Annotated in this window: 16 protein-coding genes; 13 read left to right on the forward strand and 3 right to left on the reverse strand. The window is 43.0% G+C overall.

Going from position 1 to position 12,570, the window contains the following annotated elements; all coding sequences use genetic code 11:
- Positions 1 to 3 precede the first annotated feature (3 nt).
- From secY to EOD41_RS21225, 12 genes are all read left to right on the forward strand, one after another.
- Complete coding sequence (gene secY / locus EOD41_RS06945) at positions 4 to 1,347, forward strand: preprotein translocase subunit SecY (protein WP_127704060.1); 1,344 nt, start codon at positions 4 to 6, stop codon at positions 1,345 to 1,347.
- A gap of 5 nt (positions 1,348 to 1,352) precedes the next feature.
- Positions 1,353 to 2,144: a type I methionyl aminopeptidase gene (map, locus tag EOD41_RS06950; protein WP_127704061.1), complete on the forward strand. Its 792-nt coding sequence runs from the start codon at positions 1,353 to 1,355 to the stop codon at positions 2,142 to 2,144.
- 64 nt (positions 2,145 to 2,208) lie between these two features.
- Complete coding sequence (gene infA, locus EOD41_RS06955) at positions 2,209 to 2,427, forward strand: translation initiation factor IF-1 (protein WP_074487406.1); 219 nt, start codon at positions 2,209 to 2,211, stop codon at positions 2,425 to 2,427.
- An 8-nt stretch (positions 2,428 to 2,435) separates the two neighbouring features.
- Positions 2,436 to 2,552: a 50S ribosomal protein L36 gene (gene rpmJ, locus EOD41_RS06960; RefSeq protein WP_008506259.1), complete on the forward strand. Its 117-nt coding sequence runs from the start codon at positions 2,436 to 2,438 to the stop codon at positions 2,550 to 2,552.
- Between the two features lie 87 nt (positions 2,553 to 2,639).
- On the forward strand, positions 2,640 to 3,017 hold the full coding sequence (rpsM, locus tag EOD41_RS06965; protein ID WP_127704062.1) for a 30S ribosomal protein S13: 378 nt from the start codon (positions 2,640 to 2,642) through the stop codon (positions 3,015 to 3,017).
- Between the two features lie 125 nt (positions 3,018 to 3,142).
- The gene (rpsK, locus tag EOD41_RS06970; protein ID WP_127704063.1) at positions 3,143 to 3,532 is read left to right on the forward strand and encodes a 30S ribosomal protein S11; all 390 of its coding nucleotides are present in this window, start codon (positions 3,143 to 3,145) and stop codon (positions 3,530 to 3,532) included.
- Between the two features lie 67 nt (positions 3,533 to 3,599).
- Positions 3,600 to 4,208, forward strand: coding sequence for a 30S ribosomal protein S4 (gene rpsD, locus EOD41_RS06975; RefSeq protein WP_127704064.1), 609 nt, complete (start codon positions 3,600 to 3,602; stop codon positions 4,206 to 4,208).
- A 103-nt stretch (positions 4,209 to 4,311) separates the two neighbouring features.
- Positions 4,312 to 5,304: a DNA-directed RNA polymerase subunit alpha gene (locus EOD41_RS06980; RefSeq protein ID WP_127704065.1), complete on the forward strand. Its 993-nt coding sequence runs from the start codon at positions 4,312 to 4,314 to the stop codon at positions 5,302 to 5,304.
- Between the two features lie 154 nt (positions 5,305 to 5,458).
- Positions 5,459 to 6,055 (forward strand): 50S ribosomal protein L17, encoded by a 597-nt coding sequence (gene rplQ / locus EOD41_RS06985; protein ID WP_127704066.1) that lies wholly within the window; start codon positions 5,459 to 5,461, stop codon positions 6,053 to 6,055.
- Between the two features lie 459 nt (positions 6,056 to 6,514).
- On the forward strand, positions 6,515 to 8,428 hold the full coding sequence (gene dnaK, locus EOD41_RS06990) for a molecular chaperone DnaK (protein WP_127704067.1): 1,914 nt from the start codon (positions 6,515 to 6,517) through the stop codon (positions 8,426 to 8,428).
- Between the two features lie 270 nt (positions 8,429 to 8,698).
- Positions 8,699 to 9,268: an REP-associated tyrosine transposase gene (locus tag EOD41_RS06995; protein ID WP_127704068.1), complete on the forward strand. Its 570-nt coding sequence runs from the start codon at positions 8,699 to 8,701 to the stop codon at positions 9,266 to 9,268.
- A gap of 77 nt (positions 9,269 to 9,345) precedes the next feature.
- The gene (locus EOD41_RS21225; RefSeq protein WP_164849895.1) at positions 9,346 to 9,645 is read left to right on the forward strand and encodes a hypothetical protein; all 300 of its coding nucleotides are present in this window, start codon (positions 9,346 to 9,348) and stop codon (positions 9,643 to 9,645) included.
- Here EOD41_RS21225 and EOD41_RS07000 read toward each other — a convergent pair.
- Complete coding sequence (locus EOD41_RS07000) at positions 9,642 to 10,193, reverse strand: DUF922 domain-containing protein (RefSeq protein WP_127704069.1); 552 nt, start codon at positions 10,191 to 10,193, stop codon at positions 9,642 to 9,644. The genes EOD41_RS21225 and EOD41_RS07000 overlap by 4 nt on opposite strands.
- A gap of 13 nt (positions 10,194 to 10,206) precedes the next feature.
- Positions 10,207 to 11,145: an SPFH domain-containing protein gene (locus EOD41_RS07005; protein ID WP_127704070.1), complete on the reverse strand. Its 939-nt coding sequence runs from the start codon at positions 11,143 to 11,145 to the stop codon at positions 10,207 to 10,209.
- An 86-nt stretch (positions 11,146 to 11,231) separates the two neighbouring features.
- Between EOD41_RS07005 and EOD41_RS07010 the strand changes: the two genes are divergently transcribed.
- Positions 11,232 to 11,420 carry a hypothetical protein gene (locus EOD41_RS07010; protein WP_127704071.1) on the forward strand — a complete coding sequence of 63 codons (189 nt, stop codon included), beginning with the start codon at positions 11,232 to 11,234 and terminating at the stop codon, positions 11,418 to 11,420.
- Here the strand turns inward: EOD41_RS07010 and EOD41_RS07015 are convergent.
- Positions 11,417 to 12,535: a CapA family protein gene (locus tag EOD41_RS07015; RefSeq protein WP_127704072.1), complete on the reverse strand. Its 1,119-nt coding sequence runs from the start codon at positions 12,533 to 12,535 to the stop codon at positions 11,417 to 11,419. The two genes, EOD41_RS07010 and EOD41_RS07015, sit on opposite strands and share 4 nt — an antisense overlap.
- Between the last annotated feature and the right edge of the window lie 35 nt (positions 12,536 to 12,570).

Consider the following 12,570-nt stretch of genomic DNA (forward strand, 5'->3'; position numbering starts at 1 on the left):
TCAATGAAGAAATTATTCACCACACTTTCCAATATCTGGAAAATTGAAGATCTAAGAGTGCGTATTACTAACACACTCTTATTTCTTTTGATATACCGTATAGGTTCGTTTGTAATATTACCAGGTGTTGATTCGGCCCGTATTGCTGCCGAGCAGGCAAACGGCGGGCTTTTAGGCCTGCTTAACATGTTTGCAGGCGGTTCATTCTCTCGCTCGTCAATTTTCGCGCTGGGTGTAATGCCTTACATTTCGGCGTCGATAGTTGTACAGCTGTTGGGTATAGCCGTTCCTTATTTTGCAAAGTTGCAAAAAGAGGGCGAAAGCGGCCGTAACAAGATCAACCAGTGGACACGTTACCTTACTATTGCGATCACCATATTACAAGCTATCGGCTACATCAAATCGCAAATCGCGGTTGAGTCGAGGTTAATGGCTGATCCGATGTTCACCATCATCTCTGTTTTTGTACTTACAGCAGGTACCCTGTTTGTAATGTGGCTTGGCGAGAAGATTACCGACAAAGGTATTGGTAACGGTATATCGCTTATCATCATGGTGGGTATTATTGCACAGTTGCCAAGCGCTTTCGGTAACGAATTCAGGGAGCGTACAACAGGTGCAGGTGGTTTAATTACCTTCATCATTGAAATTGTAGCGCTTATACTGGTGGTGATGTTTACTATCCTGATTGTTCAGGGTACACGCAAAATCGCGGTTCAGTATGCAAAACGTATAGTTGGCAACAAACAATATGGCGGTGTACGTCAGTACATCCCGCTTAAAGTTAACGCTGCAGGTGTAATGCCTATCATCTTCGCTCAGGCGCTGATGTTTATACCGGCAACTATACAGCAGTTTGTACCAAGCTTATCAACAAACAGCGTATTGATATCATTGTCCAACTATAATTCATGGTCGCACAATATACTTTTCGCAGTGTTGATCATCCTGTTCACTTACTTTTATACAGCCATCACGGTTAACCCTAACCAGATGTCTGACGATATGAAGAAGAACGGCGGATTTATACCGGGTGTTAAACCGGGTAAAACCACTGCTGATTATATTGACGACGTGATTTCAAAAATTACTTTACCGGGTTCGGTATTCCTGGCCATAATAGCCATTATACCTGCCATTGCTGGTAGCATAGGCGTAAGCAGCGTGTTTGCCAGGTTCTTTGGCGGTACATCACTTATCATATTGGTAGGTGTTGTGCTTGATACCCTGCAGCAGATTGAAAGCCATTTGTTAATGCGTCATTACGACGGATTAATGAAAACCGGCCGCATTAAAGGCCGTTCGGCTGTACCTGCGGCTCCCGGTACAGTGCCTCCTGCTATATAAAACTGATGCCTAAGATCCATTACAAATCGGCCGAAGAAATTGAACTGATAAGGCAAAGCGCCCAGCTGGTTTCAAAAACCCTGGGCGAAATTGCTAAAGTGATAGGTCCGGGTGTAACTACCCTGAAGCTAAATGAACTGGCCGAAACGTATATACGTGATAATGGTGGTATCCCCGCTTTTTTAAACTTTCACGGATTTCCTTACTCGTTATGCATCTCGCTTAATGATCAGGTAGTACACGGTTTTCCGAGCAAAAATGAACTTGTTGACGGCGACTTGGTATCAGTTGATTGCGGTGTGATACTGAACAAGTTTTACGGTGATTCGGCGTTTACTTTTTCTATAGGCGAGGTTGACGAAACTACCAAAACCCTGATGCGCGTAACCCGCGAGTGCCTTGATAAAGGTATTGAAAAGGCTGTTGTAGGCATGCGTATAGGTGACATAGCCTATGCTGTGCAGGAACATGCCGAAAAGCATAAGTTTGGTGTAGTGAAAGAGCTGGTAGGGCATGGTGTGGGCTTAGAACTGCACGAAAAGCCAGAAGTGCCTAACTACGGTAAACGTGGTTCAGGTATAAAGCTTGAAGAGGGAATGGTAATAGCCATTGAACCAATGATAAATGCAGGCAGGGCCGGTATCAAGTTTTGGGATGATGGATGGACAGTATCAACTATAGACGGTAAGCCATCAGCACATTACGAGCATACGGTAGCGGTTAAAAAGGGTAAAGCCGATGTATTATCGACATTTTCATATGTTGATGATGTTTTAAAAGAAAAAAATAAAAATTAAAATATTTTTATTAATTTTGCATCCCGCTTTTAGGGCAGGATAATCAAGTAATAATCAATAAAATATGGCTAAACAATCTTCGATTGAGCAGGACGGTACAATTAAAGAGGCATTGTCAAACGCAATGTTCAGGGTTGAACTGGAGAACGGCCACGAGATTATTGCACACATATCAGGTAAAATGCGTATGCACTACATCAAAATTCTTCCTGGCGACAGGGTGAAACTGGAGATGAGTCCATATGATTTAACCAAGGGCAGGATAACTTACAGATATAAATAAATAAAGCGATGAAGGTTAGAGCATCCATTAAAAAACGTAGCGCTGATTGCAAAATCATTCGCCGCAAAGGGAAACTTTACGTGATAAACAAAAAGAACCCTAAGTATAAACAACGCCAGGGTTAATAACAGTATCGAATGATTGAATTATTGAATGAGTGACACCACGATGCAGTAGTTCAGTAATTCAAACAGATCAATAAAAAAAGAAATATGGCAAGGATTGCAGGTATTGATTTACCAAGGAACAAAAGAGGAGAGATCGGACTTACTTATATTTTCGGTATCGGCCGTTCAACAGCTCAACAGATATTGAGCCAGGCTGGTATTGATTTCAATACAAAAGTACAGGATTGGACCGATGACCAGTTAGCTGCTATACGTGGCATTATCAACGATCAGATTAAAGTTGAAGGTGCCTTACGTTCAGAAGTACAGCTTAACATCAAACGTTTAATGGATATTGGTTGCTACCGCGGTACCCGTCACCGTAAAGGTTTACCGTTACGTGGTCAGCGTACTAAAAACAACTCTCGTACCCGTAAAGGTAAACGTAAAACAGTTGCTAACAAGAAAAAAGCTACTAAGTAATAAGTGATTAGTGAATGGGTGAGTGTCAAATAGTCCTCACAATTCATTAGGAATATTTAACAAGTGGTTTCCGGGTCCAGGTTAGTTGCTAACCAAGTAATCCGCTAACTGAAAAAGTAAAAAAAATGGCAAAAGCTAAAAAAGTTACCAAAAAGCGTATCGTTATTGTTGAGCCGGTTGGCGAAGCACACATTAACGCTACTTTTAACAACATCATTATCACCCTTACCAACAAGAACGGACAGGCTATTTCATGGTCGTCTGCAGGTAAAATGGGTTTCAAAGGTTCAAAAAAGAATACCCCTTACGCTGCCGGTCAGGCTGCTGCCGATTGCGGTAAAGTTGCTTACGATTTAGGTTTACGCAAGGTAGAGGTATTTGTAAAAGGCCCGGGCGCTGGTCGTGAGTCAGCTATCCGTACGCTGCAAACTACCGGTATCGAGGTAACTACCATAAAAGATATTACACCGCTTCCGCACAACGGTTGCCGTCCTTCAAAAAGAAGAAGAGTTTAATTAACCCGATTTTTAAAGCTAAGATTCGGCAGCTGCGGGCTGCTTGATACTTTAAAACAACAACAAAATGGCCAGATATACAGGACCAAAATCCAAAATTGCACGCCGTTTCCGTGAGCCGATCTTCGGCCCGGATAAAGCGTTAGAAAGAAAAAACTACCCTCCGGGTATGCACGGCGCCTCTAAAAGAAGAGGAAAACAATCTGAATACGCTGTTCAGTTAATGGAGAAACAAAAGGTAAAATATACCTATGGTGTATTAGAGCGTCAGTTCGAAAACCTGTTTCACCGTGCTTCAGCTAAAGAAGGCATCACCGGCGAAAACTTGCTTAAATTTTTAGAAGCTCGTTTAGATAACGCTGTTTATCGTTTAGGTATTGCACCTACACGTTCTGCAGCACGCCAGTTGGTAGGCCACCAGCACATCACTGTTAACGGCGAGATCGTTAACATCGCTTCATATTCTGTAAAGCCTGGTGATGTGATTGCTGTTCGTGAAAAATCGAAATCTCTTGAAACCATTACCAACTCGGTAGCCGGTCGCAAGATTAATAAATACAGCTGGTTAGAGTGGGATGCTAATGCCTTAACAGGTAAGTTCCTGAACTATCCAAACCGTGATGAAATTCCTGAAAACATTAAGGAGAATCTGATCGTCGAGTTGTACTCGAAATAATAATTAAGGTACGAGATGTGGAATTGGAGGTTGCCCAAAGCGCCCTCCTATTTCACGTCTCATACTTGTTTAAACAAAAAGTTAACAATAAAAAAGGATATAAATGGCAATTTTAGCATTTCAGAAACCGGACAAGGTTATCATGCAAAAATCGACTGATTTTGAAGGAACGTTTGAATTTCGTCCTTTAGAACCAGGTTTCGGTGTAACCATAGGTAATGCTCTGCGTCGTATATTACTTTCATCGTTAGAAGGTTATGCCATCACTTCTGTACGTTTTTCAGGAGTTACGCATGAGTTTTCTACAATAAAAGGAGTTGTTGAAGATGTAACCGAAATTATTTTGAACCTAAAACAAGTAAGGTTTAAAAAAACCGGCGAATCTGGCGACAGCGAAAAAATATTTGTGATCATCAACGGTCAGGACTCGTTCAAAGCCGGCGATATCACTAAGTTTTCAAATAACTTCACCGTATTGAACCCTGATTTGGTTTTAGCCAACATGGATTCGTCAGTAACGCTTGAAGTTGAACTTACTGTGAACAAAGGCCGCGGTTACATTGCAAGCGAAGAAAACAAGAACCCTGATGCTAACGTAGGTGTTATAGCTATCGATTCGATCTATACTCCAATCAAAAATGTTAAGTACACTATCGAAAACTATCGTGTTGAGCAAAAAACCGACTACGAAAAATTAGTGCTTGATATTGCTACCGACGGTTCTATCCATCCTGAAGACGCGCTGAAGGAAGCTGCAAAGATCCTTATCCAGCACTTTATGCTGTTCAGCGACGAGAACATGATGCTTGAGGCTCAAGCTAAAGAAGAAACTAAAGAGGTTGACGAGGAAATTCTGCACATGCGCAAGATCCTTAAAACTGAGTTGGTTGATCTTGACCTGTCAGTACGTGCCCTTAACTGCTTGAAAGCTGCTGATATCCGCAGCCTGGCTGACTTGGTATCGTATGACGTAGCCGATATGTTAAAATTCAGGAACTTCGGTAAAAAATCATTAACCGAAATTCAGGACCTGGTTAAATCAAAAGGTTTATCATTTGGTATGAACCTGGCGAAATATAAACTGGACGAAGAATAATTCATAAGAAACAAGAGTTAAGAATCAAGAACCAAGACGTCCTGATTCTTGACTCTTTATTCTTGATTCAAACAAATAAATAAAAGAGGCATAATTCCGAGGGCTTGACGGCAACGCCGCCCAACGGTATGCACGTGCCACAACAAACAAAACAATGAGACACGGAAAAAAAGTAAATCACTTAGGCCGTACCGACAGCCATCGCAAGGCGATGATGGGCAACATGGCCGCTTCGCTTATCCTGCACAAGCGTATCACCACTACATTAGCAAAAGCAAAAGCATTGCGCGTGTATGTTGAGCCAATGATAACCAAGTCAAAAAACGATACTACTCACTCTCGTCGTACTGTATTCAGCTACCTGCAAAATAAAGATGCGGTTGTTGAGCTGTTCCGCGACATAGCTGCAAAAGTGGCTAACCGTCCGGGTGGTTATACCCGTATTGTGAAATTAGAGAACCGTTTAGGTGACAACGCCGAAATGGCGATCATCGAGCTGGTTGACTATAATACTGTTTATGGTGCTGAAGCTGCTCCGGCCGCTAAAAAGTCAACCCGTCGTCGTGGTGGCTCAGGCAAAGGTAAAGCTGCAGTTGCTGCTGCTCCTGCCGCTGCTGCTGAGGTTACTCCTGCTGATGACGCGGTAGTAGTTGAAGAAGAAACTCCTGCAACAGAAGCCCCGGCTGCTGAAGCTCCTGCTGAGCCAACTGCTTCTGCCGAGAGCGAAGAAAACGCTGAAAAAGGCGAATAATCTTTTAAAGATTTAAATATTGAAAAAGCTCTGCTGATATCAGCGGAGCTTTTTTGCTTTAAAAGGAATTTATGGAATTAGCAAAATAGAAAAAGATCATTGACGCATTTGCTGCTTACGTTAAGGATAGCAGCGAATACCGGCCTGTGGCCAAGGCCTGAAGGCGTATTAGCGTATAGCCTGACCCGTAGGGAAACGCCCATGATATTAGGTTTGTTTTTATAATCCAAATATCAATCGACGTAATTTGGACACTTCTTGATACGTGTTTAAATTTATTTTTACTGCATCTGGCTGGTATTTCTGCCAACATGTCACCACTCTGACTCCGTTTTCTGCCGAAATATTCTGCCGTAAATATACATCCACCTCAATTTTCTGCCATTTGTTAATTGGCACAGGCATTGATAAAACAGACATGGTAAGTAAACTAAACTAAAGAAAAAACAATCATATACTATGTCTAAAATTATCGGAATCGACTTAGGGACAACAAACTCATGCGTGGCTGTAATGGAGGGTAACGAGCCTGTAGTTATAGCTAACAGCGAGGGTAAACGCACTACGCCATCGGTAGTTGCTTTTGTTGACAACGGCGAACGTAAAGTGGGTGATCCGGCAAAGCGCCAGGCCATCACCAATCCCACAAAAACCATTTATTCTATTAAACGCTTCATGGGCAACCAGTTTAACGAGGTTGGTAAAGAAACTGAACGCGTTCCATATAAAGTAGTTAGCGAAAACAATACTCCTCGTGTAGCTATTGGCGACCGCAATTACACTCCGCAGGAGATTTCAGCGATGATCCTGCAGAAAATGAAAAAAACTGCTGAAGACTTTTTAGGCACCGAAGTAAGCGAAGCGGTTATTACCGTGCCTGCTTACTTTAACGACGCGCAACGTCAGGCTACTAAAGAGGCCGGCGAGATAGCAGGCTTAAAAGTACGCCGTATCATCAACGAGCCTACTGCTGCTGCTCTTGCTTATGGCCTTGACAAAGCTCACAAAGACATGAAAATCGTTGTGTTTGACTGTGGTGGCGGTACGCATGACGTGTCGGTACTTGAGCTTGGCGATGGTGTGTTCGAAGTAAAATCAACCGACGGTGATACTCACTTAGGTGGTGACGACTTTGACCAGGTAATTATTGACTGGCTGGCAGATGAGTTTAAAAGCGACGAAGGTATTGACCTGCGTAAAGACCCCATGGCGTTACAACGCTTAAAAGAAGCTGCAGAAAAAGCGAAAATCGAGCTTTCAAGCACTACTCAAACTGAAATTAACCTGCCATACATTACCGCTGCCGATGGTATGCCTAAGCACTTAGTGAAAACTTTAAGTCGGGCTAAATTTGAGCAACTGGTTGATGGCCTGGTAAAACGTACTATTGAGCCTTGTCGTACCGCGTTGAAAAATGCAGGTTACAGCACCTCAGATATCGACGAGATTATCCTGGTAGGTGGCTCAACCCGTATCCCTGCTATACAAGAAGCCGTACAACAGTTCTTCGGTAAAGCACCTTCAAAAGGTGTTAACCCTGACGAGGTGGTAGCAATTGGCGCCGCTATTCAAGGTGGTGTATTAACCGGTGAAGTTAAAGACGTGTTGCTGCTTGACGTTACCCCGCTTTCGTTAGGTATTGAAACCATGGGTGGTGTTATGACTAAACTGATTGAGGCTAACACTACCATCCCGACCAAAAAATCGGAAGTGTTCTCAACCGCGTCAGACAGTCAGCCATCAGTAGAGATTCACATTTTACAGGGTGAGCGCCCAATGGCGGCTCAAAACCGCACCATAGGTCGTTTCCACCTGGATGGTATTCCGCCAGCACCTCGTGGCGTGCCTCAAATTGAAGTGACTTTTGATATTGATGCTAACGGTATATTGCATGTATCTGCAAAAGATAAAGCTACCGGCAAAGAGCAAAAAATCCGTATCGAAGCTTCTTCAGGTTTAACTGACGAAGAGATCAAGAAAATGAAAGCCGATGCTGAAGCTAATGCCGAAGCCGACAAAAAGGCAAAAGAAGAAGTTGAAAAACTGAACGCTGCCGATGCGTTGATCTTCTCGACAGAAAAACAACTGAAAGAGTACGGTGACAAAATACCTGCTGATAAAAAAGGCGCTATTGAAGAAGGCTTAACCAAACTTAAAGCCGCACACGCTTCAAAAAACCTTGCTGATATTGAAGTAGCACAGAATGAGCTAAACACAGCCTGGACTGCAGCTTCAGAGGATATGTACAAAGCTTCAGCCGAAGCCGGTGCGCAACCGGGCGCTGATGCAGGTGCAGGTTCGCAAGGCGCAGCCGATAACGGTGATACCGTAACAGATGTTGATTACGAAGAAGTGAAAGACGATAAGAAATAATCAAGTCTTTTAGATAATATGGAAAGCCCCGGTTGGAAAGAACTGGGGCTTTTTTATTTTACGTTGTAAACGTAAAACAGTATTAAGCACTCGTCGCAGACGAGCGCAAGGGTTCAACTTGCGAAACTTGCGCTCGTCTGCGACGAGTGCTTAATATGGCCTTGCGATTTCATCGCCTCAATTGTATAAACTTGCGCTCGTCTGCGACGAGTGCTTAACATGGGCTTGCGATTTTATCGCCGCAAATATATCTTAGTAAAAACTAAACTAATGTCACATCAGTATCGTGTTCGAAATTCTGAGGATATCTTTTTTGTAACCTTTACAATTGTTGATTGGGTGGACGTTTTTATCCGTCCGGTATATAAAAAAGTAATTACTGATGCACTGATATATTGCAGCGAGCATAAAGGATTGGATGTTCATGCATATTGCTTAATGTCAAACCACCTTCACTTACTTGTATCTGCGAGGCAACCGGCCCGGTTACCCGATATTATCCGCGACTTTAAAAAGCATACCAATAAGCAGATTATCAAACTAATAAACGAGGAAAATGAGAGTCGGCGCGACTGGATGCTTTACAGGTTTAAGTATCATGCTGAATACAATAACCGTATACAGGATTACAAGGTTTGGCAGGATGGTTATCACGGCATCGCCTGCGATAATGTAAAGATACTGGAGCAGAAGTTAGAATATATCAATAATAATCCGGTGACGGCAGAAGTTGTAGCAGAGCCGGAGTATTATTTATATAGCTCGGCAGGAGACTATGCCGGCGTTGCAGGTATAGTACCTGTTGTTATTTTGGATTTAGGTGCTACGTTGCAAACGTAAGCCAATGTTAAGCACTCGTCGCAGACGAGCGCAAGAAGTAAAAGTCTAAATGGAGATCTATAAACTTTATATTGAATATGTTTGCCGTCGATCAAATAATAGAAATCAGAATTGATGAAAATGGGCGATTACATGTTAAACCAAACCAAAATAGCTTTCCATTGATATGGCAAAGCGCAACAGAAGTTCATTGGGATGAAAAGGAATTTTCTTTGTATTCACCTAAGCCCAGAGAATGGTCATATTTAGATTGGTACAAACACATAATAACTGTAATTAGTAACGAATGTAGCTGCAAGCTTATAATTACAGAAAAAACTAAGTGGATAAACATCCCGGATGATCTTAAGAGTCAAATTCTAAAATTTAACCATTAATTACTCGCTACTATAGGCGGTATATATTCAAGGCAACGTGCCAGGTACCTATCCCAATTAGCTTGCTGAACGCGGTTTTGCATGTGGTTGGTTTCACGTTCATAATTATCATTCATAGCCTGATATTTCTTGTCGATACGGTCGAATATCTGCCGGGCAACCATGTTATAATCGCGGCCAAATTGAGTACGGCCAAAAGTGCGCAGCACTTCCTGCTGCTGTAGATACGCAATGGCATAGTGCCCTTGCTCGTGCTTCAGTACCTCGGCCATCATTTCGGGCGATTTAATGGCGCTTTTATCTATCCAAGATAATTGCTTGTTCATCACCATCGATACCTTGAAATCAAGCTGAAAAACGCCGCGTATGCGGCTTACATTGTAACTGTAGCTAATGCTGCAATTTGTATAAGCAACGGCCGAAAAGTTTGTTCGGTGCGGAATGCCCTGGAAGTCGGACGCGGTTAATAATTTATATGGCTGTGCCAGGGCAGATGTGGCGGCAAGCAACACTAATCCCATTGCCGCGCTGATGAATTTTAATACCATCAAAAGTCAAAATTTACTTTTTGACCTTATCCTCCCCCAAAAGGTTTAAGCCCATTGTTTCTTTCATGGTGCGCTGCAGGCCGTCAACCGACCCGTCAAGGAAGATCACGTTGCCGGTTGAGTTTTCGGAAAAGTGTTTGATCGACTCAGTCCACATTGTGAACAGGATAACCGAAGTATCCATATTGGCCTGCTGCATTTCTTTGGCGGCAACCGTCATACCCTTTGCCACCTCTTCACGAAACAGCGCGATACCCTGTCCACGTAATTGTGCCGCCTGACGCTCGGCCTCTGCAGAGATCTTAATAGCATTACCTTCCGCTTCAGCAGCTTTGGTTTTGGTGATCAATAAGGCCTGCCCTTCATTCTCTGCAGCGGCTTTCAGGTTGTTCGATGCTACCACCTGGCTCATCGATTTCATAATGATATCGTCGAAAGTAATATCATTCAATTGAAGGTCCTGAAGATGGTAACCCCAACCTTCAAGTATATTGTCAAGCTGTTCTTTTACGTGCTCAACAATATCTCGGCGAAGTATTAATACATCAGCCTGGCGCTTGGTGGCCACAAAGGCACGGATAGAGCCTTCAACCGTACGTACCAGCGCCTGCATCAGGTTACGCTCGTCAACAAACTTAAAGGCAACGTTCTTTATGGTTTCTTCCTGCTGATCGAGCACCGAATACAACAGCATCGCTTTAAAATATACGTTTGCCTGATCATAAGTCACCGCCTGGAACTCCAGCTCTACCGAACGGTTCTGAATAGAGATACGGGTGTGGATGACCTCGATAAGGGGTATCTTAAAATTTAAACCGGGAGTAAGGATACGCTGGTATTTTCCGAAGATGGTTATCACTGCGATAGTGCCCTGTTTTACGGTCACAAACGAACTGAAAAGTATAATGATAACGACAATCGCAATAATGTAGGTGGTTAAATAAGGCGGCATAACGGGTTATTATTTATGAAATAAATATATGTAAATATTTGGTGTGCTATTTGTTTTTAATCAATCACGAAAATTAAAAAACACCTATGAACTTAAAACGGACATTTGGCACCATACTATCTATTTTAGGGATAGTAGGATTAATTTACACCGGAGTTGGTGTAATCCAAAAAAGCGGAGATATGACAACACTTGTTGTGGTTGGCATTATTTCAATAATATTCTTTTTCACCGGCATTGGGCTGGTACGTAACACTGCCGATAGGGCAGCTTAGTCAACGGGCGATATATCGCCATTGTCAGCAATATTCAGGCCCGGGCGCGGAAAATCAGTTTGAGTAAGGAACTTTATACGTTTGATTACCTTATTCATTGTATCACGCTCAAGGCCCCTGTGGTGAGTTTGTTTGGTAGGGATGATCTTTCCGCCTAAAAACTCACCTTTTTTATTGATGTATATTTTCAACAGCGGCGCTATACCGCACACGCCGCTTACGCTCACACCACGATAAGTACAAAAGTTACCCATGCTGTAGGCAATAAACCGGTTGTTATATCTTTCAATTGCACGGGTTACATGCGGACCGTGGCCTAACACCAAATCAGCTCCGGCATCGATGGCGTTATGTGCAAAAGCGTGCACGTCGCCCCGATTTTCGGTAAAAAAGGATTCCTTTGCAAAAGGCACATGCTCATGCTGTGTACCCTCGCTGCCACCATGAAAGGAGACGATCACTACATCGGCTTGTGTCTTCAGGTCTTTAATTATCGCTGCAGCGTTTTTCAAATCGAGTAGCGGAACTACGTTACTGTTAGGCGAAAAGGCGCAGAACCCGTACTTAACGCCATTAACGGTAAAAACAGAAGTCGGCGCTTTAAGCAGTCCGGCATATTTTATACCGGTGCTGTCAAGTACCTGCATGGTGCTTTTACGTCCGGCTACACCAAAGTCAGACACATGGTTGTTGGCAACGCTCAGGATGTCAAAACCTGCATCCTTCAAAACTTCTGCATATTTTTCAGGCATTCTGAATAAGTAAGGCTTACTGCGTAGCTTTAGCTTATATGGTGCAGCTGCGCCACTGTCGAGCAATACCCCTTCAAGATTACCAAAAGTAATATCAGCATTGCGGAGTTCATCCTTTACCTCATCAAAGCTATGTTTTGCACCATCAGGCGGAAGCGTGCCATTGTTAGGGTAGGATGTACCAAGCATAATATCGCCAACGGCGGCAATAGTAATTGTATCAGTATTGGTAGCTGATGTAACGGAAGCTGGCTTTAAGGTATCCTGAGATACACTAACAGCATTGCGTGGTTTTTTAAGGTTGCTGTTGTAGTGGCATCCGCATAAAAATACTAAAGTAATAAGCAGGTAAAAGGTACGCATGGCAAAAAAAAATCCTTCCGCTTAACACAGAAGGA

Source organism: Mucilaginibacter limnophilus, from assembly GCF_004005815.1.
Classification (GTDB): Bacteria; Bacteroidota; Bacteroidia; order Sphingobacteriales; family Sphingobacteriaceae; genus Mucilaginibacter; species Mucilaginibacter limnophilus.